The sequence below is a fragment of the Porphyromonas miyakawae genome (assembly GCF_045865415.1).
Lineage (GTDB): Bacteria > Bacteroidota > Bacteroidia > Bacteroidales > Porphyromonadaceae > Porphyromonas > Porphyromonas miyakawae.
In genome coordinates this window covers 521,672-544,034 of the sequence record NZ_BAAFSF010000004.1, presented here as the reverse complement: position 1 = coordinate 544,034, position 22,363 = coordinate 521,672, and the positions used below count along the sequence as shown (strand labels likewise).

At 47.0% G+C, this 22,363-nt stretch carries 17 protein-coding genes; 5 read left to right on the top strand and 12 right to left on the bottom strand.

Features of this window, described 5'->3' with window-relative positions:
* Nucleotides 1-3: 3 nt before the first annotated feature.
* Entirely contained in the window at nt 4-1,011 is a 1,008-nt protein-coding gene (locus tag ACLWMH_RS07780) for a hypothetical protein (protein ID WP_411916126.1), read from the top strand.
* Between the two features lie 158 nt (nt 1,012-1,169).
* On the opposite strand, the gene ACLWMH_RS07775 is transcribed toward ACLWMH_RS07780, so the two are convergent.
* The 11 genes from ACLWMH_RS07775 to ACLWMH_RS07725 form a co-directional block, all read right to left on the bottom strand.
* Nucleotides 1,170-3,272, bottom strand: coding sequence for a RecQ family ATP-dependent DNA helicase (locus ACLWMH_RS07775; RefSeq protein ID WP_411916125.1), 2,103 nt, complete (start codon nt 3,270-3,272; stop codon nt 1,170-1,172).
* A complete protein-coding gene (gene recJ / locus ACLWMH_RS07770; protein WP_411916254.1) occupies nt 3,272-5,017 on the bottom strand; it encodes a single-stranded-DNA-specific exonuclease RecJ in 1,746 nt (581 codons plus the stop codon). Before recJ ends, ACLWMH_RS07775 begins: the two co-directional genes overlap by 1 nt.
* A gap of 641 nt (nt 5,018-5,658) precedes the next feature.
* On the bottom strand, nt 5,659-7,203 hold the full coding sequence (locus ACLWMH_RS07765; RefSeq protein WP_411916124.1) for a YifB family Mg chelatase-like AAA ATPase: 1,545 nt from the start codon (nt 7,201-7,203) through the stop codon (nt 5,659-5,661).
* Between the two features lie 17 nt (nt 7,204-7,220).
* Nucleotides 7,221-8,372 carry a hypothetical protein gene (locus ACLWMH_RS07760; RefSeq protein ID WP_411916123.1) on the bottom strand — a complete coding sequence of 384 codons (1,152 nt, stop codon included), beginning with the start codon at nt 8,370-8,372 and terminating at the stop codon, nt 7,221-7,223.
* 153 nt (nt 8,373-8,525) lie between these two features.
* A complete protein-coding gene (locus ACLWMH_RS07755) occupies nt 8,526-9,524 on the bottom strand; it encodes a malate dehydrogenase (RefSeq protein ID WP_411916253.1) in 999 nt (332 codons plus the stop codon).
* A 191-nt stretch (nt 9,525-9,715) separates the two neighbouring features.
* Nucleotides 9,716-10,705, bottom strand: a complete 990-nt coding sequence (gene dusB / locus ACLWMH_RS07750) for a tRNA dihydrouridine synthase DusB (protein WP_411916122.1) — start codon at nt 10,703-10,705, stop codon at nt 9,716-9,718.
* A gap of 24 nt (nt 10,706-10,729) precedes the next feature.
* Nucleotides 10,730-11,371, bottom strand: coding sequence for a DUF4294 domain-containing protein (locus ACLWMH_RS07745; RefSeq protein ID WP_411916121.1), 642 nt, complete (start codon nt 11,369-11,371; stop codon nt 10,730-10,732).
* A gap of 2 nt (nt 11,372-11,373) precedes the next feature.
* On the bottom strand, nt 11,374-12,129 hold the full coding sequence (locus ACLWMH_RS07740) for a shikimate dehydrogenase family protein (protein ID WP_411916120.1): 756 nt from the start codon (nt 12,127-12,129) through the stop codon (nt 11,374-11,376).
* Between the two features lie 7 nt (nt 12,130-12,136).
* Nucleotides 12,137-12,874, bottom strand: a complete 738-nt coding sequence (gene ubiE / locus ACLWMH_RS07735; protein WP_411916119.1) for a bifunctional demethylmenaquinone methyltransferase/2-methoxy-6-polyprenyl-1,4-benzoquinol methylase UbiE — start codon at nt 12,872-12,874, stop codon at nt 12,137-12,139.
* Nucleotides 12,875-12,898: 24 nt separating this feature from the next.
* Entirely contained in the window at nt 12,899-13,849 is a 951-nt protein-coding gene (locus ACLWMH_RS07730) for a phosphoribosylaminoimidazolesuccinocarboxamide synthase (RefSeq protein ID WP_411916252.1), read from the bottom strand.
* A 29-nt stretch (nt 13,850-13,878) separates the two neighbouring features.
* Nucleotides 13,879-14,889, bottom strand: coding sequence for a PhoH family protein (locus ACLWMH_RS07725; RefSeq protein WP_411916118.1), 1,011 nt, complete (start codon nt 14,887-14,889; stop codon nt 13,879-13,881).
* 514 nt (nt 14,890-15,403) lie between these two features.
* Here ACLWMH_RS07725 and ACLWMH_RS07720 point away from each other — a divergent pair.
* The 4 genes from ACLWMH_RS07720 to ACLWMH_RS07705 all read left to right on the top strand — a co-directional run bounded on the left by ACLWMH_RS07720 (nt 15,404) and on the right by ACLWMH_RS07705 (nt 21,374).
* A complete protein-coding gene (locus ACLWMH_RS07720) occupies nt 15,404-16,855 on the top strand; it encodes a THUMP domain-containing class I SAM-dependent RNA methyltransferase (RefSeq protein WP_411916117.1) in 1,452 nt (483 codons plus the stop codon).
* Nucleotides 16,852-19,041: a S9 family peptidase gene (locus ACLWMH_RS07715; protein ID WP_411916116.1), complete on the top strand. Its 2,190-nt coding sequence runs from the start codon at nt 16,852-16,854 to the stop codon at nt 19,039-19,041. The genes ACLWMH_RS07720 and ACLWMH_RS07715 overlap by 4 nt, the downstream gene beginning before the upstream one ends.
* Nucleotides 19,042-19,106: 65 nt before the next feature.
* Entirely contained in the window at nt 19,107-20,405 is a 1,299-nt protein-coding gene (gene purD / locus ACLWMH_RS07710; RefSeq protein ID WP_411916251.1) for a phosphoribosylamine--glycine ligase, read from the top strand.
* Between the two features lie 6 nt (nt 20,406-20,411).
* The gene (locus tag ACLWMH_RS07705; RefSeq protein ID WP_411916115.1) at nt 20,412-21,374 is read left to right on the top strand and encodes a hypothetical protein; all 963 of its coding nucleotides are present in this window, start codon (nt 20,412-20,414) and stop codon (nt 21,372-21,374) included.
* Nucleotides 21,375-21,382: 8 nt separating this feature from the next.
* Here ACLWMH_RS07705 and ACLWMH_RS07700 read toward each other — a convergent pair whose 3' ends face one another.
* Nucleotides 21,383-22,012 carry a MarC family protein gene (locus ACLWMH_RS07700; RefSeq protein WP_411916114.1) on the bottom strand — a complete coding sequence of 210 codons (630 nt, stop codon included), beginning with the start codon at nt 22,010-22,012 and terminating at the stop codon, nt 21,383-21,385.
* Between the last annotated feature and the right edge of the window lie 351 nt (nt 22,013-22,363).

Sequence of the window (22,363 nt, the reverse complement as noted above, 5' to 3'; positions counted from 1 at the left end):
CCTATGAAAAAAATCCATTTATTTAAAGTATTAGCTCTATTTGCAGCTACGCTGAGTCTCTCTGTAGCCTGCAATCCTAAAGAGCCACAAAACCAAACCCAAGAGAAACTACACGACGACCCTGCAAAGATGGTTGTAAGATTAGTGGAGTGCCATCTCCATAAGCCTTGGAAGAGGGTACAGGAGCTGGGCGGCATACATCAGAATCCGCCCTCCAAGGGTCTTTACTTGAAGAAAATACAGGAGGTATCCTACGAACTGAAAGCAGGAGAGGGATGGGTGCTCTCTCCCAAAAGCGACAAGCAATTCTATGTGCGACAAAATGTAATGTATCAGTCAAATGGAGCTGAGGAACCGGCACCTGTGTATCTATTATTCATTGATTATTACGACATCAAAGGCAACCTAATGAACGGCCAGTTCATAGAAGATGGACAAGATCACATCCACCGTCATTTCTTTAGACCCGAGAAGGTGCAACCCGCTTTCGATGGAGTAGCAGAAGCGACCGATAACGACCCGACAAGCATTATCGACTATCTCTACTTAGATACTACCCCATGGAACAAGACCTTCCACAGCGGTGAGGCAACCATTACAGGGGCGACCAATCCGATCGGGTTCAAAGGCGTAATACGCTTCCTTAAAGACCGCAAAAACTTTGACCTGCGTATTCGCCTCTATCATGGCTATCAATCCAAAATCAACCCGCAAACGGGCAAACCCGACCCATTTTATAAGCCGGGAGGTGCGCTTATTCAGCAAGGTACTTGGGATGTAAATGTTACTATACCCGTAAGCGTGCTTTTTAGCAACGAAGAGTTTGTGGAAGTAGATGAGGAGACTGATCCTGCCTCTATACCGGAAGATTCGTTAGACGATATGTCCAACCGAGTACTCCACAGTATAATGCACACCTTTAATATCAGCTGGGAGGAAGCTATCCGCGAGTACATCCGCTTCATCTATCAGGTAGATGAGATCGGCGAAGCTGCTCCTATCTGGATTTAGTACGGCACTTATTCAGAATTATAGCTACAGCTAAACGTCCTTTCAATGTTTAGGACTTTATAGATCATGGTAATGTACATGATCTAAATAGGGAAAGAAAGAGAGCGATTCAGCATAAAGTGCGCATAAAGCGTACACTAAGCCGAGTCGCTTTCTCCTTACAAAGCCCCCTTTTTACGCCGACGGATGAGGAAACCATCCATCATAAGCACATCCGATTGCTCTATATAAGCGGCGAGTACTTTCAGCCAATACTCCCTATTTTCCCCATTCTGCCGAATGAGATAGGCAATGAGAGTGGAAAGCTCAACAGAAGTATCCGACTCAGGGAGATAGCAGAGTAAGGCACTCCGACAGGCGGTCTGTACACTTTTATCCGAAACAGGCTTACTATTCTTACGATTCCGCTTCTGCACACATACATCACAAATGCCACACTCCGGACAATCCTTCTGCCCAAAGTACTCCACTAACCATTGGGCTCGACACTTAATATCATTTCGGTATAAGTAATCAATCACCGATTCTATGCGCCGCTCAAAGCGCTCTTTACGCTCCTGATAAGCCTCCGGACGTATAATCAGCTCTGATCCCTTCTGCCGTCTCGTTGTAATGGTTACCTTAGGTAAAGCGGAACGAGGCACGTAGCGGATCACATTCATGCCTGAAAGAGTCTTAAGTTGCTGATAGACCTCCTCGATCGGAAGACTCGTCTCAAAAGAGATGCGCTGTTCCTCGAAGGGAACATAGTGCGAAAAGATACCGGGGTAATACCGCAGCAGGGTATCGATTATCATCTCCTTCGGCTTATCTAAGTGTAAGCCGTACAAAGCATCACGCTCAAGCTGAAAGGCTATTCTGGAGCTTTGATCCTCACGTTCCTCATAGCGGATCGCCCCTGCCATATCTAAGATGCGAATAGCACTGATAGTAGCTAAAGGCGGCAGCTTGAATAGTTTAATAAATTGCTCTACATCAAAGACAAGCCTTCGCCCCAATCCCTCACCATAACCTATTTGCAGGTAGCTCATCATTAGATCATATAGGTCGCTGATAAACTTCTTCGGGGGAAACTCTGTGGTAATCCGCTTCCGCAAAATACCGGTCTCTTTTGGACCTACCAGTACCACTGAATAGGATCGCTCTCCATCACGCCCGGCTCTTCCTGCCTCTTGGAAATAATCCTCCACCGAGGAGGGCATCGCATAGTGTATCACACACCGCACATCCGGCTTATTTATTCCCATTCCGAAGGCATTAGTAGCCACCATCACTCGTATATCGCCCTCCATCCAACGCTCTTGTCGATCGGCACGCATGGCATGGGAAAGCCCCGCATGGTAATGTACTGCGCTAATTCCTACCTCCTTAAGCTCGGTAGCTATTAAGGCGCAACGCTCTCTATCCCGACAGTACACAATAGCACTCCCGGGCAGGCTCTGAAGGATATGTATGATCTCTGTGATCTTTGAGTTGGTACGGCGTATTACATACCCCAGATTGGAGCGAAAAAAGCTCTTCTGTATAACAAGCGGCTCCCTAAAAGCCAACTTATCCATTACATCGCTTACGACATCGGGAGTAGCCGTTGCGGTAAGAGCCAGGATAGGTACTTGAGGGAAATACTTTCTTAGCGATACTATACTGAGGTAAGCAGGGCGAAAGTCATACCCCCATTGCGAAATACAATGGCACTCATCCACTACAATCAGAGAGACATTCATGTGCTGTAAGGCAGCCTGAAAGTAGGGCGAAGCAAGCCGCTCGGGAGCTATATAGAGGAAACAGCTCTTACCATATACGGCATTATTGAGAATGGTCTGGATTTGCTGCCGGCTTAGTCCGGAGTGAATCGCTGCAGCGCGTATATGCATTGCCTTAAGCTGGGCAACTTGATCCATCATCAAGGCTATAAGAGGGGTAAAAACAATAGTCACCCCCCGCATCATAAGTCCCGGAACTTGGAAAGTAATACTCTTCCCGCCACCTGTAGGAAGCAATCCTAAGGTATCTTTTCCCTCAAGGATGGAGTCAATTATATCACGTTGTTTCTCGCGAAAACTATCATATCCCCAGTACTTCTTGAGTACTTTTTCCGGAGTAAGTAGCTTTTCTTCGGCTGGTTCCTCTTCAATGAGAGGAAGGCTTCCGCCCTCTTCTTCGCTCCACGACTCTTCCTCTTCGGGGAAATCTCCCTCAAAGAATGAATCTTGTGCGCCATATAAATCCTCTAAGGAGAGGAAATCTTCCTGCTCATCCATCAAAAGGGCAGCTCTTCATCCGGCTTGATATCAGTCACCCGCAGTTGCAAATTGGCTACTCCGTTATGGACATTCTCTTCCAGATGATAGCACATGGCAAACGTCTTACCACTCTTTACAACTCCCAGACTCTTAGCCTGTCCGAAAGCAATAGAGCTAAAGGGATAGCGACGATTCATTGCATCGGTCACTTCTGGGCGAAGGTGCTCCTCTTTTCTCCCCACGGCACGACTTTCGCCTGTATCCATTAGGCCTCTTGTAAAGAAAGCGGGAGTAGGATTATCCGGACCAAAGGGATAGAGTCGATTGATATTTCTCAGAAGGGTATGATTGATCTGTGTGAGCTTTAGCTCTTCGTCCAACTCAATGACGGTCTCCGGCTTACCGGGCGGAATAGCGCCATCAGCATAGGCTACAATACGCTGCACAAAATCGCTCAGATTCTCTTTTGCCAAGGTAAGCCCTGCTGCATAGGGATGTCCTCCGAAGTTGATTAACAGATCCTTATGCAGATCTATGGCGTGGTACATGTCGAAGTTATTGGCACTGCGCGCCGAGCCGGATACATTCTCTCCCATTCCGGAAAGCACGATTACGGGTCTCGCATACTGCTCTGCCAATCGAGATGCCACTATACCGATCACGCCCTTATGCCACTCTGCTCCGTAAACAACGATCAGCTTATGCTTCTTGTGCAGTTCCTGACTGATAATCTGCTCATGGGCTTCTTTCGTTATTTCCTTGTCTAAAGCACGGCGTTGATTATTACTCCGCTCCACCTCTTGGCAAATCTCTTTTGCCTCTTCTATGGTGCTACTAAGCAGCAGATCAACCGTTCTTCGCCCATTCATCATACGACCGGAGGCATTAATCAGCGGACCTATTTTGTACACAATATCGCCTGCGGTTATACTGCCCGGCTTGAGTCCACAACTCTCTATAATACCTGCCAGAGAAGGCGAGGGATCTCTATTAAGCTGTTTTAATCCGTGATAGAAGAGAATTCTATTCTCCCCCAATACCGATACCAGATCGCTCGCAATACTTACGGCGCATAAATCCAATAGTGCGTAGAGCTTCGAAATACGGATATTATTAGTCATTGCGAAAGCTTGCATCAGCTTAAAGCCAACGCCACAACCGGATAGCTCCGTAAAGGGATACGTATTTTCTTCTCTTTTGGCATCCAATACAGCCACAGCAGGAGGAAGGCCCTCATCCGGCTGATGGTGATCGCATACTATGAAGTCTATTCCCTGCTCCTTTGCATACTCAATCTCTCGCAAGGCCTTGATACCGCAATCCAGTACGATCACTAATTTCACCCCCCTTCGGGCTGCGTAATCAATTCCCGTATGCGAAACGCCATACCCATCGTCTCCCCTGTCCGGTATGTAGTAGTGTAACTGTGCTTCGCTACACCCTGCAATACGCAAGAACTTATAGACGAGCGCAACGGCAGTGGTTCCATCCACGTCATAGTCGCCATAAACCAGTATCGGCTCCTTTGTACCCACTGCTTTATTCAGACGTGCAACAGCAAGATCCATATCCTTCATTAAGAAAGGATCGTGTAGCGCCTGTAGCTTTGGGCGAAAAAAATTTGTTGCATCCTTTACAGAAGTAACACCCCGATGCACTAATATCCGTGCGACGGGGAGAGGTATATGCAGCTCTTGGCTTAGTTGAGCCGCCACCTCCTGTTTCTCTTCATCTAAAGGTTGCCATGTCCAACGAGTTGTCATGATATAGATTTGTTTTGTTGTCGATAGAATGGGTCGCCCATATCCTATGCGTTCCACTTGCGCTGCCCTTCCAAAGGACAATGCAGGTAAGCATAGCTGCCAATTCATCAGCTCTTTCTTCAGAGTTGATCCTATCCATGCGACCGATAAAGGAGAGAAGCGCTGAATACCCTTAACTCTGTGGCGCACTTCGCTCCGGAGGGATAACATCCCCCAAAGGCAGATAAAAGTAATATGCAGGTAGGGTGACACCGGCATTTTGGGGAGTTCTTTTCCCCTTAATTCCAAGCTATGTGCCAACCTTTTCGCTCCCTGCATCTCTTTCAGATAATATTCCTTGTAAAGATACTCATTTTCTTTTTCATGGAATACAATCTACATTTTTGTCACTTACGCGAAAATGTTTTTAATACATTCGTCAACTTCACAAAAAATAGGACTGAGTAAGCCCGCAATACTGCTTAGCCGTACCGTCTATTCACCCTCCTCGCCAATTTTATTACATAGGCGAATGGGAAGAGAGGAAAAGGGGCATAAAAAAGATCTGTACCTTTCAAATGAAAGATATGGATCTTTTGTATGAAACATCAGAACCTTTCGTTTGAAACATCAGTATCTTTTGTAGCCCTGTGATAGATGCTTCAAAAGGTGCGTCCCCACGAGTCTCTATCCAAACTTCGGTAACCGATGGCCTCCGCTATATGTTGCTCAAGTACAGTCTCCGACCCTTCTAAATCCGCAATGGTACGTGCTACCTTGAGAATACGGTCGTAGGCGCGAGCCGAAAGTCCGAAAGCACTCATGGCACGCTCTAATTTTTTGAGTCCTTGGGCATCGGGCGTGGCATAGAGGCGAGTCTCCTTAGTACCCATCTGTGCATTACAGTGGACCTCTTGTAACCCTTTGAAGCGTTCTGTCTGTATGCTACGGGCCGCTAATACGCGCGAACGTATGGTAGCACTGCTCTCGGCAGGTGTATTGTCTGAGATTTTTTCAAAGGGTACGGGAGCTATTTCTACTTGTATGTCAATGCGATCCATGAGCGGTCCGGAAACTCGTGAAAGGTACTTTTGTACAGCTCCGGGAGGGCACGTGCAAAGCCTGGTCGGATGATTATAATAGCCACATGGGCAAGGGTTCATAGCTGCCACCAACATAAATGAAGCCGGATAGTCGACCGTGGCTTTTGCTCTGGAAACAGTGATTCTTCGCTCCTCCATGGGTTGGCGAAGCAGCTCCAATACAGAGCGATTGAACTCAGCCAACTCATCTAAGAAAAGCACTCCATTGTGTGCCAAGCTGATTTCTCCGGGACGAGGTTGCGTACCGCCTCCCACCAAAGCCGGCATAGATATAGAGTGATGCGGTGCCCGGAAGGGTCGCTCGGTAAGCAGCATCGTATTGAGGGGTAACTTACCCGCCACGGAATATACTTTTGTTGTTTCCAATGATTCACTCAGAGTGAATGGAGGTAAGATGCCGGGAATACGTTTGGCCATCATAGATTTACCGGATCCGGGTGCTCCTATCATGAGTACATTGTGCCCTCCGGCTGCCGCTACCTCAAGGGCACGCTTTACATTGTCTTGCCCCTTTACATCACAGAAATCATAGTGCAGCTCATTTTGTGCCTGCGCAAACTCTCGGCGAGTATCTACATGCACTTCCGATAATGCACCTTTACCCTCTAAAAAGTTGACAACTTCCTTAAGCGATGCCGCCTCAAATACGTGCAGACGAGAGACAACGCCTGCTTCGCGCCCATTGCCACGCGGTACAATAAGTCCGGAGAATCCGGCTTCTCTCGCTTTAATAGCAATGGGGAGCACCCCCTTAACAGGGCGAAGCGTACCATCTAACGAGAGCTCTCCAAGGAGCATGTACGCTTTCAGATGGTCGACTGCCATCTGTCCGGTAGCCGCTACCAAGCTGATTGCCATAGGAAGATCGTAGCCGGTGCCCTCTTTTTTTAGATCAGCCGGACTTAAATTAATTACCGTATGTTGCCCTTGTACATTGAAGCCGCTTACAGAAAGAGCTGTCGTAATTCGGTCGTAGCTCTCCCGCACCGCCGTATCCGGTAGACCAACGATAGAAAAATTACTCCCCTCCTCACAATTGACCTCAACGGTTACAATACGTGCTTCAATGGAAACGACAGCTGCTGTATAGGTTTTAACTAACATGGCGCAAATGAATCTTACTAAGGTTTACCGGGTGACCCGGGCGTTATAGGGGCATAGGGTAAGGCGGCTCGAAGGGTATCCAATATCGGCTTGCTTTCTACAGATGAAAAACGTATCTGATTAGACCTACCCAATAGGATATATTGGGGTACTTGTGTAATGCTATTTCGCTCCATAAAATAGTACCATTCGGTAGCTAAGGGGCGGAGTATAATGCTTTTGGGAATGCTGTCTGAGGAGGAAGTGCCATTTGGGGTGGAGGGGATAAAGTCTTCCGCTTGTGGATATAGGGCAATGGTGTAGAGGTCTCGCTTAGAAATGGTGTCAGCGCAGCGGATAGCCTGCAATGAATCCATTAAGGCTTGAGAGGGGGCTACTCGGGAAAGAATAACTACCAATAGGCAGGAGTCGGGCGTTTCATATTGTTTTCTGATCGAATTGATCGTATCGTCCAGAGGACGATACGGAATCCATAGGCGTTTATTGGGTTGCTTGTGGCGAAGTGCGTCCAGCAGTATGTTTTGTCGTACAAGGGAATCGGGGAGAATAGAGTCTCCTACTATTTGTGCCAATCGCGCTACACTGCCGGGGGTCATAAAATAGCGATCGGCAAAGTCTTTAATGCCCGGCTCTGCATTGTACTTGACAATAAATCGAGCAGCAGCAGCCTCAATAAGTCGGTAGAGAGAGTCGCTTTGGGCAAACTCATTCGCTGACACGGCTTCGTCGTAGGCCTTGAGGAGTGCCTTCTCTTGCTTCACAAAGAGGGTAGCTACTTTTGCCTTTTCATATCCTTTAATTTGAGCTAATGAGGGATGTGCAAGTGGCAATCGAAGCGATAGGTCGCGATTAGAGGCAGCTTCCAGTATAAGTACAAAGTGCCCATCTTCCGGTCTGATTTGAATAGGAGTAGAGAACTCCTGAAATATGGGAAAGCGTAGCTTTACCTTCCCTTTCGGCTTCTCTATCACCAACGTATCGCAGCTAATCGCTTGAAGCGTGTCGGTATAAGAGATGAGCAGGGTGGTAGTCGTGTCGGTAGGTGCTTCAGACCAATGAATGGTTAGGCTAAGATCATCGTGCTTGCTTTTTTTGCAAGAAGTAAGAAGTGCCGTAGAAGTGACTGCGGCAAGTAAAAAGAAAACGAGCCTGATATTCTTCGTGTACATTACAGTGCAAAGATAAATGTTCTGCCTGATTCAGAATGGGAAACGAATAGAAATATAAAAAAAGGGTACCCTCCACAAGGAAAAGTACCCTTCAGTAAGTTTTTAGGGGTATAATGCCCCGGTTGTTAGTAACCTATAAAAAGTGTGTATTTCTTAGAGGTTCGGGTTGAGTTTACTCCACTCAGCTACAGGAGGAATAACACCCATCTCAATCACATTATCACGCATTTTGATCAGATGCTCATAGCTCTTTTGTAAAGCAGCCAATTCATCTTCGTTGCCCTCTACCTTAGCGATGTGGATACCCTCCTTGTCGAGGCGTGTTTCCATAGCCATCATTACATGTTGGAAGCGATCATTATTTACATAGCATCCAACAGGCTTAGTAAAGACTTCGCCACCCATGGCCCCGGCAATCATTTCAATTGCTACATAGGAAGGGCTTTGGAAGCTGCTGCGACCACGTAATTTGATGATATTGGCACCACCCTTGATCACTCGCTGCTTGATCTCCTGCCAGCTCTCTTCCGACAACTTATCCGTACCAATTAGCTTGGTGAGCGGAGTACCATCTACTTTTGCAGTGGAAGCAAAGACAGCCATTTGCTCTCCGTGACCTCCGTAGGTACGACAGTTCGTAACCTTGCTCTGCAATAAACCGAAGTGCTTTGCCAATTCGCTTTGCAGACGGATGCTATCCAAAGCAGCCAATGTAGAAACCTGAGTGGGCTTTAGCCCTGAGTGAATGAGAGTAACAAGACCCGTTATATCAGCGGGGTTGAAAATGATCACTACGTGCCGGCAGTCGGGACAGTACCGCTTAATATTATCTCCCAATTCGGCAGCAATAGAGGCATTGCCCTTCAAAAGGTCTTCACGTGTCATGCCCTCTTTACGAGGTGCACCACCGCTTGAAACAATATACTTAGCTCCGGAGAAAGCTTCTTCTACACTGTCGGTAAAGGTTATATTCAACCCTTCAAACCCACAGTGACGTAACTCTTCAGCTACTCCTTCAAGCCCGGGAAGATATACATCATACAAGCATATATTCTGGGTTAAATGCATCATAGCAGCCGTCTGCGCCATATTAGAGCCGATCATTCCGGCTGCTCCTACAATAGTTAGTTTGTCTTTGGTTAGAAATTCCATATCACTCATTTAATTTGTTGAAATTGTACTCCTATATTTTGCTATACAAACGTATTAAGCAAATTACTCATGCAATACGATTACTGCATAGTGTGATTGCACACGTAGCAAAGATAAGCAAACTAAGGTACAAAATGATTGCGGAAGGGCTCTTTTCTTTTTGACAGATGTCGTGAGCCGGGCAAAAGGACCTATTCGTCCGATTCACGGAGCATGTCGGCACATTGCTGCAATATGCCGTCGAGTTCTTCAAGAGTCTCTGCACGAAGCATGGCGATGCGGGTGGGGCGAAAATTGGGAATCCCTTTGAACAGCGGTGTAGCAGCCAAGTGACGTCTTGAATGAAGTATGCCGCGTCGCTCGTCAAGTTTGTGAATATTATTGCATACCATGGTGCGCAGTATCTCCAATTGCTCTAATTTTGAGAGGTGATGGGATATGGATCCATCTTGAAGGTATTGCTTTACCTCGGAGAAAAACCATGGTCGACCAATAGAAGCCCGCCCAATCATTACGGCATCTACACCATATTTATCGAATGCCTCCCGTACACGCTCCGGTGAAGTTAGATCGCCATTCCCAATAATAGGAATAGTAATCCTGGGATTATTCTTTACGGCAGCAATAGGACGCCAATCAGCCTCTCCGGTGTACATTTGACTCCTTGTGCGTCCATGAATGGTAAGTGCACTGATTCCGCAGTCTTGTAGTGGCTCGGCGATCTCCTCAATGATATAGTTTCCGCTCCAGCCTAAGCGTGTTTTCACCGTTACAGGCAAGGAAACAGCCTTTACTACAGCACGAGTGATCTCTAAGAGCAGAGGGATATTCTGAAGTAAGCCGCTTCCTGCGCCTTTGCCGGCCACGCGTTTGACCGGACAACCGAAGTTGAGGTCAATGGCTTCCGGTTGGGCTTCTGCAGCAATGCGGGCGGCTTCGGCTAATGTATCAGGATCCCTTCCATATAGTTGTATAACGGCAGGACGCTCTAATGGGTTGATTGTAAGCTTACGTTCTGCCCCTTTTACAGATCGGATAAGTGCATCGGCACTAATGAATTCCGAGTAAACCATATCCGCTCCGAACGAGCGGCAGAGTGTACGAAAGGGACTGTCGCTTACATCCTCCATGGGAGCCAATAAGAGCGGCTCTTTCCCTAAGTCAATGCTGCCTATTTTCATGTGCGGAGGGTATCAAAAAGCAGCTTAAAGCAGGTGGTGCTGCAATAGATATATTATCCTCTCTGTAAGTGCATCGTCTGCATTGTAGCGAGGGTCATACTTTACATGCAAATCTCCCCCATAGAACTCCGCAAAGACTCCATACCAAAAAGCCTTAAAGGGCCCGTAGAAGGCTTTGATTATCTCATAGCCCGTGCTATTAGTTTCTCTATCTACCAGTTTAATGAGCAGTTTCCCCTGCCGTAAGGTTAGCTTCTTCATTACCGGTTTATAGGTTTCCATGAGTTCCTTTTCAAATACTTTAAGGTGCTTTCTTCGGGCCCTTTTATTGGGCAGACGCTCTAAGTATTCGTAGGTCTCTATGATGTAGGTCGAGATCATTTCCGCATAAGGGAGTACGATCTTCACATCTCTGATCCGACGCCAGTAGTCCGATTTCTCGGTAGTTGTGAGGGGAGCGTACTTAGGTGACCAATGGTGTACTACTGTTACATTAGGTAACGCATATACGTAGGTGGTATCGAATCCGGCACCATGAGGATTTACAATCAATGAATCCGGCTCATCCGGTAGGGGATTGGCCGCAGACATGCGAAAGGATAGTGCAAACAGCATACAAGTAGCCGTTAGCATTGCCCTAAAAGTCCCTGTAAATCTGTTATTCATTCTCATGCTTGTTCCCATATCTTCCATGCTTCATTCGCCTGAATCAGTAACATGTCGAGCCCATTCTTTATGGTAGCTCCTCTCTCCTTGGCTAAATGCAGGAAACGCGTCTCCTCAGGCGAATAGATAAGATCGTAGCAAAGGTGATCCGGAGTGAGTGCTTCGTAGGGTATTGGAGGGGCAGCGAGCACATGAGGCGACATGCCTACCGGTGTGGCATTGACTATTATTTTGTACTCATCGATCACCTCGGGAGTGATACGGTCGTACCCGATAGTGTCCTTATAGCCTATACGCCGGCTTGCCATACGGCAGTCGATAGCCATCTTCTTACAGGCCCGCTCTACAGCCATAGCACCGCCTCCGGTCCCTATGATCAGTGCTTTTTTATGATGAGGTTTAAGGAGTGGTTCAATGGATTGCATAAAGCCTTCCACATCTGTATTGTATCCTTTCAGTATACGTCGTCCGAACCAGCCTCGGCGGACGGTCACGGTATTTACCGCACCTACGTAACGAGCCTCTTCGTCGAGTTCGTTGAGCGTCTCTAAGATGGATACTTTGTAGGGGCTTGTGACATTAAATCCGGCTAAGAAAGGATGCAGTATAAACTGTTTGCGAAGCCCCTTCAGTTCGGGTAAATCAATCAATGTGTAGTGTGCATCAATCTTCTCAATACGAAACTTTTCGTTGAAGAAGTGTGCACTCATTGAATGGGCTACCGGATGACCTATCAAAGCATATTCTTTCGTTGCCATATACTTTTTATGCTTGTATCAATGGTGTTGAGCTCGATCTCATCGCTTCAAACAGGGTAGCAGTCCCTCCCGAGAGTGCTCTGAAGCGAACTCTCGTAAAGCCTACGCTTTGTATAATAGCTACCATGCGCTCATATTGGGGCATAGCCTTAATGGAGCGGGTGAGGTATTGATAAGCTTTTTCATTCTTTGCTACATGCTTTCCCAGGAAGGGAATAACGCTATTTGTATAAGCGTTGTAGCCGATTCTGAGCAAGCGGTTGCGTGGAATGCTTAGTTCAAGGATGCATAGCCTGCCTCCGGGGCGTAACACGCGCAACATTTCGCTGAGTGCTCTCTCGCGGTGCGCGAAGTTACGTATCCCAAATGCACAGGTAACCGCATCAAACGTCTCGTCCTCAAATGGCAGAAGCTCTGCGTTGCAAGGAAGCAGACGGACGGTTTTATTCAGACGTTCGGATTTAACTTTATCTTCTCCGATTCGAAGCATTTCGGCAGAGTAATCCACTCCTACGATCTCTTTTACCGAAGGAATTGAATTGGCGAGCAGAATAGGCATATCTGCGGTACCGGTCGCTACATCTAAGATGCGCTGTGGACGTGCATCGCCCAATGCATATACGACCGCTTGACGCCATTGCTTATACAAGCCAAAAGTCATCAGAGCATTCAGTTTATCGTAGTTACCTGATATCTCGTCAAACATGGCATTGATATTCGGTTTCTCAAAGGGGATTCTTGCCATAATACTTCTTTTCTGCAGTGTTCTTTATGCCTTGTGGTGCTTAAAGAAGGTATTCATATTGCGCTCAATACGTGCAGCGAGAGGCTCGTTGTCGCTCTTTTCGAAGTGCTTGCCTGTCATTTTTTCATACAGTTCGATATAGCGTTCTGATACAGAGAGTACGAAGTCATCGGTCATTTCGGGTACCTCTTCTCCTTCGTTGCCACTGAATCCCTTCGCCATAAGCCATTCGCGTACAAACTCCTTGGATAATTGCTTCTGAGGCTCTCCATTGCGGAAGCGCTCTTCATAGCCCTCTAAGTAGAAGTAGCGCGACGAGTCGGGCGTGTGGATCTCATCGATTAGGGTTATCTCCCCGTTGTAATTACCAAATTCATACTTGGTATCTACTAGGATAAGTCCCTTGTCATGCGCAAGCTGTTGTCCGCGATCGAAGAGTTTATAGGTGTACTCTTCCATCTTCTTGTATTCAGCTTCGCTCACGATGCCTTGTGCAATAATTTCTTCACGAGAAATGTTTTCATCGTGTCCACTGTCGGCTTTCGTGGTAGGGGTAATAATAGGCTGGGGAAGACGTTGATTCTCTTTTAAGCCTTCGGGCAACTTTACACCGCATATCTCACGCGCTCCCTTTTCATAGGCACGCCATGCGCTCCCTGCTATATAGCCGCGTATGATCATCTCCAGCTTGTAAGGCTTACAGCATTTTCCTACTGTAACCATGGGATCCGGTACATCGATCAACCAATTCGGCACGATATCCTTGGTCGCTTCTAATTGATAAGCGGCTATCTTATTGAGTACTTCGCCCTTAAAGGGAATCCCTTTGGGCAAAATCCGGTCAAAGGCACTGATGCGGTCTGTAACGACCATCGCTACTAAATCTTTGAAGAAATACACATCTCTTACTTTGCCGTGAAAACATTTCAACGCACCATCAAATTTGAAATTTGTTTCGGTAAGCGTTTCTCTCATTGTTGCCATATTACTTATACTACTGCTTTTTAGTTTTCTTTGTTATTCTCTTCTTCCTTTGAGGCTTTTTCATGCTCATAGGCATCCACTATTTTGCCCACCAAGGGGTGTCGCACGATGTCCTCTCTCGTGAAGTATATCTTGGCTATATCGGGTACGGGTTCCAGTACACTCAGTGCGTGCTTAAGTCCGCTGGGCACTCCTTTGGGTAGGTCAATCTGAGTTACATCACCTGTGACGATCATCTTGCTGTTGAAGCCTAAGCGGGTAAGGAACATCTTCATCTGATGAATAGAGGTATTCTGAGCTTCGTCCAATATGATCACCGCATCATTTAGCGTTCTTCCGCGCATATAAGCAAGTGGGGCTATCTGTATGCGGTCTTGCTCCATGTAGTCTTTGAGCTTCACTACGGGGATCATCTCCTCTAAGGCATCATATAAGGGCTGTAGATAGGGATCTAATTTGTCCTTCATCTCACCGGGAAGGAAGCCGAGCTTTTCGCCGGCCTCCACAGCCGGACGGGAGAGAATGATGCGCCGTACCTTGCGTTCCTTGAGAGCCTTTACTGCCAATGAAATGGCGATGTAGGTCTTTCCTGTGCCGGCAGGTCCGACTGCAAAGATCAGATCTTTTTCATCGAAAGCGCGTACCACAGCTTGCTGATTGGCGCCTCGGGCTGAAATGCTCTTCCCTCGGACTCCATAAATGATATGATGCTCCGGTGGGGTAGGGGCAATCATCACCTCTCCGGCTACCACGCGGCGGATCGTCTCCTCATCTAAGGTATTGTACCGCTCAATATGCTCTGAAAGCAGATCCAATACATTTACTACTTGCTCGATCTCATCTTCGCGTCCAAGCAGTTTTAGCACGCCCTCCGTAGCAAAAATACGCACCTTCGGAAACAGATGTTTCAGAAGGGTTAGGTTTGCTCGGTTAACTCCATACAATTGAGTCGTATCTCCTCCCTCCGGGATGTATATTCGCTCTATTACCGACAATCTATTTTCCTCTTTACTTGTGCTGTCTTGACGCATTTTTACTACGCTGTACCGGACGCTTCTGCTGCGGTATCCTTCGGTGCAGAGTGCGCTACGGCAGCCTATGGCAAAGATAAACAAAAAGTACCTTATGATATTTCGTAATTCCCTAATAACCCCTTTGAAAAGGCTGATAAAAAGTATGACACGGCAATAAGGGACGATTATATTATGCGATATAGTGCATCGCTGAAAAAAAGTATAGATGTTTCGTTTGAAAGGTTCTGATGTTTCGATTGAAAGATACTGATGTTTTAATCGAAAGATACTGATGTTTTGTCTTGACCTTGTAGTGTGCTCTGCCGGCCGCATCTATTGTCCGAATGGAGTGGGTATGGAGGTTTATTTTGCGTCTCCATTCAGATGAGGTAAAAGTACCTTTAGTCGGGATCTTGTAGTAGCAGAGATACTGCAATAGCACCTCAGGGGGAGTCTAACGCAATGCAAATGAATGGCAAAAGCGGCTAATAATGATTACTTTTGCATAGAAAGGAGCATAAGAATACTTTATATGGCAAATTTGCAGCCCACAGACTTTACTGAAGCCACTCGCTTTGCGATGACGGCTACCACCTTGGCAGGTGTAGAACCTCAGCTAGCAGATGAATTAAAAGCTTTGGGGGCGACCCAGATAGAGATAGGTCGCCGCGTGGTTACTTTTGAGGGAGATCAGCAACTTCTGTACAAAGCCAACTACTCGCTCCGGACGGCGCTGCGCATCCTAAAGCCTATCCTACAGTTTCGTGCGACCGATTATGATGCCCTATATGAGCGTTTTGTAAAATTCAATTGGCATTTGTTGCTACCCTTGGAGGGGCGTTTCTTTATTGATACGGCTATTTTTTCGGAGCATTTTACCAATAGCCGTTACGCACTCTACCGACTGAAAGATGCCATTCGCGACTTTGATGCAGCAAGCAGCCATCCGCGCAATGTAGAGGCCTGTAAGGAGCGTCGTTGTGACTTGTGCCTGCATCTACATATATCCGGAGATCGGGTGGTACTTTCCTTAGATAGTAGTGGAGAGTCGCTACACCATCGTGGTTATCGAGCTGCCTACAACGAAGCCCCACTGAATGAGGTATTGGCTGCTGCCATTCTGTTAAAAGCAGGATACGATGGTTCGCAGCCGCTTATGGATCCTATGTGTGGGAGTGGCACATTCCTTATTGAGGGCGCCATGATTGCTTCGCATACACCGGCAGGACGCTTCCGTCCTGATTTCAATTTTAAGCATTGGCAAGATTTCGATGCCTCCTTGTGGAGTGAAGTGCGTGCCGAAGCAGAGAGCCATATTATTCCCATTGAAAAAACCATTTGGGGCAGCGATCGTAACTTCAAAGCTGTGGGGATAGCAGGCGCAAATGCAGCTCGTGCCGGCTTTAAAAGTCAGATACAGTTGGATCAGATAGATATAGTGAATGTAGCAGCACCCGACGAGCCTACACTCCTTGTCCTCAATCCTCCTTATGGAAAACGAATTGGACACGAGAATTTGGAGCAGCTGTACCGCAATATCGGTTCGGTGCTAAAGCATCAGTTCGGGGGATGTGAGGCATGGGTTTTGGCCTCCCCTCCGGAGCTGCTGACCCTTTTAGGATTGAAGCAAAAACATCGTGAAACGCTTTTTAATGGCGAACTGCAATGCGAGTTGCGTAGCTATGAGCTTTTCGAGGGAAAGCATAAGGCGTGGAAAGCCGATAAAGCTGAAAATAGGGCAAAACGTAGCATACCTACCGATAGCCGCACGCTATCCCCTTTTACTCCGGCACCGAACAGTGAAGCACAACCTCGTCGCAAAAGGGAACGAAGTCGCTTTATTGACGGGCACCCCTTACCTGATGCAAAGTCGTATGAGCGCCCGAGAGGCTATCGACAGGAAATACAGGTATTTGGCAGCGATGTAAATACAAAATCACAGAGAAGAAGAGAACCCGAACAAAAACGCAAAAGAAAAGAATGATACACCTTAAGAAAACGCTCAGACAAACTTTATTTGCCATTGCGCTCCTTTCCTTGGGCGCAGTATCCCTTCCTGCACAGCAGCCACTTACCATTGAGGTAGCTACGCCCGGAAGCAATGAATTTTACGAATCCTTCTATCCCGAGTATTTGTCCGGTCTGACCTGGCTCCAATCTACAGCAATTTGGCGACAGGAGGCTACCCTTCAAGGATGCACGCCCGGGGGTAAGAAGAGCGCGCTCCTTACCATAGAAGACCTATTCCGTTTGGTCCCCTCTGATGAGTATTTTGCACGTCTCAAGTCTTATGGCAAAGCTTTTCCCTATTATCAAGCTTTGGAGTGCGGATTGCTTGCCATCTACGGAGATAATGTATATCTGATTGATGTGGCACAGCAGAAGCTTGTGCGCACTTTTCCGCGAAAAGATGCCGACCAACAGCCTTATGAACTCTTAGAGTTTGACCCAAATGGAGCGTATGTAGTAGCCCGTAGCGCAAAAGGGGTCTTAGGGATTCTTACCCCTACCCAATTTACCGAAATAGCTACTAATGAAGGAAATGAAATAGTCTACGGTGAAGCAGTGCACCAGAGAGAATTTGGCATTGAGAAGGGAATTTTCATCAGTCCTAAAGGGGACCAAGTAGCCTTCTATCGAATGGATCAGAGCATGGTGCCGGAGTATCCCATTGTGGACTATATCAGCAACGAAAAGGCTGAGGTAAAGCCGCTTCGCTATCCGATGGCAGGCGATCGCAGCCATCATGTAACCATCGGTATCTATAAGGTGGCTACAGGAAAGACAATATATCTGGAAGCGCCGAGCGACAAGGAGACTTTTCTTACCAATATAGCGTGGACGCCCAACGCTAAGCAGATACTTGTCGCTGAGGTGGCGCGACACCAAGATCGCTGCACACTGAACGAATATGACGCAACGAGTGGGCATTGCATCAGAACGCTCTTTGAAGAGTCTGATCCTAAGTATGTAGAGCCGCAAACCCCGGCTATTTTCCTGAATGACGGCACCGGTCGCTTCCTATGGCTCTCCCGTAGAGATGGGTTCAATCATATTTATCTTTATGATCGTGGCGGTAAGCTTTTGAAGCAGATCACAAAAGGCGACTGGGAGGTGTTGGAGGTAAAGGGCTTTGCCGATAAGAAGCGACAGATCCTTTTCACCTCTACAAAGGCTTCTCCTTTAGAAGAGCGTTTCTACTCCGTAGCGATAAAGAGTGGCAAACTCACCGATCTGACTCCTCAAAGAGGGGTGCATTCCGTGGTAAGTAATGAGGAGGGTACGGCATTCATTGACCAATTTACATCGCCTGAAGTAGCACGTCGCATCTCACTCATCAATACCAAGGGAAAGAAACCAACGACCCTATTGGATGCAAAGGATAAAACGAAAGCTTTCGTGATGCCTACCGTTACGCTGGATTCACTTACGGCAGACGATGGAGCTACCAAACTTTACTACCGCATAATCAAACCCTCTAATTTTGATCCCGCAAAGAAGTATCCGCTTATTTTGTATGTGTACGGAGGTCCTCATGCACAGATGATCAACTGTACGCCTAATTACGGGGCCGGAGGTTGGGAACTCTACATGGCTGAGCAGGGATATATCATGCTTTGCTTGGATAATAGAGGCTCAGCAAACCGAGGAAAGGCCTTTGAAGATGTGATCCACCGTCAAGTGGGTACCGTGGAAATGCGTGACCAAATAAAGGGTGTGCGCCATTTAATGGCTGAGCCTTGGGTGGACAACAATAGAATCGGTGTCTATGGGTGGAGCTTTGGCGGCTTTATGACCACTAATTTGATGCTTTCCTATCCGGAGATCTTCAAAGTAGGTGTAGCCGGTGGACCCGTAATGGACTGGAGATACTACGAAATTATGTACGGAGAGCGCTACAACGATATGCCGCAAGAGAATCCCGAAGGCTATAAGGCAAACAATCTTACGCTGCGTGCCGGTGATCTGAAGGGACGACTCTTATTGATTCACGGGGTGATCGATAATGTAGTGCTATGGCAACATGCACAACGCTTTGTACAAGCTGCCATTAAAGCCGGTACAATGCCCGATACATTCTACTATCCTACGCATGAGCATAATGTAAGAGGTAACGATCGTGTCCACCTCAATAGAGTAATAACTCGGTATTTCCAAGATCACCTATGAGCATCTTATATTTCAAAAAGAGTGACGAACGCGCCGACGATAAAACAGTAAATTTTGATTCGGTTATGGAAGAAAAGCGAGAAAAAGGGCTACTTCGTGTGCTACTGATCGGTAGCGGTGGTAGAGAAGCGGCTATGGCATGGAAAATATCTGCCAGTCGAATTGTTGAAAAGCTCTATATAGCGCCCGGCAATGGCGGTACAGAGAACTATGGCATTAACCTACCTCGAGTAAAAGGTTCCGACTTTGAGTCGGTGGCAGAGGCTGTGCGGCAGTACAATATCAATATGATTGTTGTGGGGCCGGAAGCTCCTTTGGTAGAGGGTATAGTCGATTGGTTTGAAGAGCGTCGGGAGCAGTTCCCCGACTTAGAGATAGTGGGCCCTAATGCTGCGGGAGCTCGCTTGGAGGGTAGTAAGGCTTTTAGTAAGGCCTTTATGAAGCGCTACGACATACCTACTGCACGTTACCGCTCTTTTAAGCCTGAAGAGTTGGAGTTGGCTGAGCATTTCTTGGACACACTCCAAGCGCCTTATGTGCTTAAAGCGGATGCCTTGGCTGCCGGAAAGGGAGTAATCATTGCGGAAGATCGTACTCTGGCCGACAAAGCGTTGCAGGAGCTGTTTGCCGGGGTATGGGGAGAGAAGGGACAGCAGGTAGTTATTGAGGAATTTCTCTCCGGTCGGGAGTGCTCTATGTTTGTGGCTACGGACGGAGTGCACTACACGATTCTGCCTGAAGCAATGGATTATAAGCGAATCGGGGACAATAATACCGGTCCTAACACAGGCGGAATGGGTGCGATCAGTCCGGTTCCTTTTGTAGATGAAGCCTTTGTAGAGAAGGTGAAAACGAGGATTATTGAGCCCACACTAAGGGGACTTCAAGAGGATGGCATTTGCTATAAAGGCTTCCTTTTCCTTGGCTTAATGGAAGTGAAGGGGAATCCGTACGTAATAGAGTACAACTGTCGAATGGGAGACCCCGAGACACAAGCGGTAATGCTGCGTATAAAAAGTGATTTTGGCAGGTTGCTAAAGGCATTAGCTACGGAGCAGTTGGATAAGTATGATATGGAAACGGATGAGCGCGCTGCTTGTTGCCTGGTTTTAGCTTCAAAAGGATATCCCGGCAGCTATGTAAAAGGCTTTGAGATCCTTCTCCCTGAACCCTCCTTAGATTCTATTATATTCCAGGCAGGTACACGACGTACCGATGGCAAACTGGTAACCGATGGAGGACGCGTACTCTCAGTAGCTTCTTATGGATCTACGGTAGCAGCGGCATCCGGCAGATGCTATACGGTAGCGGAGCAGATACTCTTTGATGGGAAGAACTACCGTCACGACATAGGTAAGGTATAGAGTAGAATGGCTTACGAAAAGTACTCGAAAGGGCTTCTCGTAAGCCTAATAGTAGCTTCTGTTGCCGTTGTGCTGGGGAGCTGCTTTGTGGGTAAACAGAGCACTGAGGTGGTCGGTATGCGGGGTTTCGTTTGCCCTGCCTACCTGCTGAGTTCAATCGCTCTATTATGCTTCTTTGCTGCTTTGTCCTTGGCGCACTATCGTGTGGTGCATTACCTTCCTTTTAGAGAAGAAGAGCGGCTGAGAACCTCTATTGTAGCCCTTCTACTGGTAATGTGCTTGCCGGACGCTTTCTTAGGGAAAGAAGCGCTCTTTGCTCTGCTTCCCATGCAGATTATCAACTTATACTTATTTGCGGATTCTAAGCCGAATCAAGAGGCCTCTCCCTACCGAGCCACCTCCATAGGCTTCTGGTGTGTAATTGCTGCACTCATTTGGCCCCCGGCTCTATTGTTGTTGCCTATTTCACTTATCAATATGCTGGCGGGAGAAAGGAGCGGACAGCTAAAGAGTATGCTTGCGCTTTTCTGTGGTGTAGTGGCTACTGCGCTTTGTGTTACTCCTTTTCTTGTACTATACCCCGAGGCTCTGTTGCCGCAGCTCTCCTATTTTGCAGAGGCATTTGTACCGCAGCCGATATGGCTTGGGGTGCATTTCGGGTTGCCTACCCACTGTTTTCTAATCGCTCTGTTGCTCTGTGCTGTACTTACGCTACTTGTCCGATTGGGATACAGTGAACCGACGAAGGTGATTACAAGGCATCAAATAGCTTCCCAGCTGAGATACCTCTATTTACTGCCTTTTGCCCTCTTTTATACCCAGCATATGGTAGGGCTCTTTCTCTTAGTGCTGATACCTCTCAGCGAAGTAGCTGTGTTTAGCTTCAGGCAATTCGGCAAAAAGCTGCATCTATTCTTTTTCTTTGCCCTACTGCTTTTGGCTATTACTATTCAGGTCATCAGCCGGTAGTGCTATGCCTATCCCTCTAAGGGGTAGAACATTTCAATCACTTTCAGCAAGTTGTCGATGAAGAACTTAATAGAGAGAGCTAACAATATAACGCCAAAGAACTTACGCAATACGTAGATACCGCTTTTCCCTAACCAACGCTCCAGTATAACTACAAAGCGTAGCATGAGCCATATTAGTATGGCATTTATAAAAATAGCGAAAACAATATTGGAATAGGCGTAACCTGCTGTGCGGAGGGTTAAAAGGGCTGTGAAAGAAGCAGCGCCTGCAAATAATGGAAAAACAAGTGGTACCATCGTGGCGCTCCCTCCTGAGGCAGTATCGTCTTTGAATACCTGCACACCAAATAGCATCTCCACCGCCAATACGAAGAGTACAATTGCCCCGGCTACGGCAAAACTATTGATATCCACACTGAAAAAGTTTAGCATAGGCTCGCCCACAAATAGGAAAGCAAGTAGCATAATCAATGTGTAGATAGCTACGCGGTTCGGTGAATAGGGCTGCTTCTTATCCTTAAGGCTGAGTACAATTGGGATGGCGCCGATTATATCAATTGAAACAAAAAGTACCATAAAGGCAGAGAATGCCGATTTGAAATCAAACAAACTAAGGTCGTGTAATATTCTTTCCATAGATATTCTTATAATATGTTTTTCATGTGGATTTAAGGATTAGCCGTCTGGCGTTAGAAGCTCCCTTCCACGTTGCAAAATTAAATATTTTGTATCATTTAAAAGATACAGCTATTGGGATAGAAGGGTTAAGCGAACGAACCCAAATGGATAATTCGTATGCAGTGCATGGGTAAGGGATTCGGCGTGCGGGAGCAACAAAAAACAAGCAAAAGGGTAGCTCGATGGAATAAAAAAGCTGCTGAGTCGTCTACCCCCTCCTGTATGTGTGCAGTGGCGTGCTTAACCCAATCCACAGAGCGCAACCATGCGATTTGCTTCAGGTAGTTGAAGGTTGTGATCAGGATAAAA

What these genes read in the sequence shown, in the direction of transcription:
- ACLWMH_RS07755 (WP_411916253.1), bottom strand. Translation starts at nt 9,524, where the DNA reads ATGGAATTTCTAACCAAAGACAAACTAACTATTGTAGGAGCAGCCGGA.
- ACLWMH_RS07700 (WP_411916114.1), bottom strand. Translation starts at nt 22,012, where the DNA reads ATGGAAAGAATATTACACGACCTTAGTTTGTTTGATTTCAAATCGGCA.
- ubiE (WP_411916119.1), bottom strand. Translation starts at nt 12,874, where the DNA reads ATGGCAAGAATCCCCTTTGAGAAACCGAATATCAATGCCATGTTTGAC.
- ACLWMH_RS07765 (WP_411916124.1), bottom strand. Translation starts at nt 7,203, where the DNA reads ATGTTAGTTAAAACCTATACAGCAGCTGTCGTTTCCATTGAAGCACGT.
- recJ (WP_411916254.1), bottom strand. Translation starts at nt 5,017, where the DNA reads ATGACAACTCGTTGGACATGGCAACCTTTAGATGAAGAGAAACAGGAG.
- ACLWMH_RS07725 (WP_411916118.1), bottom strand. Translation starts at nt 14,889, where the DNA reads ATGCGTCAAGACAGCACAAGTAAAGAGGAAAATAGATTGTCGGTAATA.
- ACLWMH_RS07780 (WP_411916126.1), top strand. Translation starts at nt 4, where the DNA reads ATGAAAAAAATCCATTTATTTAAAGTATTAGCTCTATTTGCAGCTACG.
- ACLWMH_RS07760 (WP_411916123.1), bottom strand. Translation starts at nt 8,372, where the DNA reads ATGTACACGAAGAATATCAGGCTCGTTTTCTTTTTACTTGCCGCAGTC.
- ACLWMH_RS07705 (WP_411916115.1), top strand. Translation starts at nt 20,412, where the DNA reads ATGGCTTACGAAAAGTACTCGAAAGGGCTTCTCGTAAGCCTAATAGTA.
- ACLWMH_RS07730 (WP_411916252.1), bottom strand. Translation starts at nt 13,849, where the DNA reads ATGAGAGAAACGCTTACCGAAACAAATTTCAAATTTGATGGTGCGTTG.
- ACLWMH_RS07740 (WP_411916120.1), bottom strand. Translation starts at nt 12,129, where the DNA reads ATGGCAACGAAAGAATATGCTTTGATAGGTCATCCGGTAGCCCATTCA.
- ACLWMH_RS07775 (WP_411916125.1), bottom strand. Translation starts at nt 3,272, where the DNA reads ATGGATGAGCAGGAAGATTTCCTCTCCTTAGAGGATTTATATGGCGCA.
- ACLWMH_RS07745 (WP_411916121.1), bottom strand. Translation starts at nt 11,371, where the DNA reads ATGAATAACAGATTTACAGGGACTTTTAGGGCAATGCTAACGGCTACT.
- ACLWMH_RS07720 (WP_411916117.1), top strand. Translation starts at nt 15,404, where the DNA reads ATGGCAAATTTGCAGCCCACAGACTTTACTGAAGCCACTCGCTTTGCG.
- dusB (WP_411916122.1), bottom strand. Translation starts at nt 10,705, where the DNA reads ATGAAAATAGGCAGCATTGACTTAGGGAAAGAGCCGCTCTTATTGGCT.
- ACLWMH_RS07715 (WP_411916116.1), top strand. Translation starts at nt 16,852, where the DNA reads ATGATACACCTTAAGAAAACGCTCAGACAAACTTTATTTGCCATTGCG.
- purD (WP_411916251.1), top strand. Translation starts at nt 19,107, where the DNA reads ATGGAAGAAAAGCGAGAAAAAGGGCTACTTCGTGTGCTACTGATCGGT.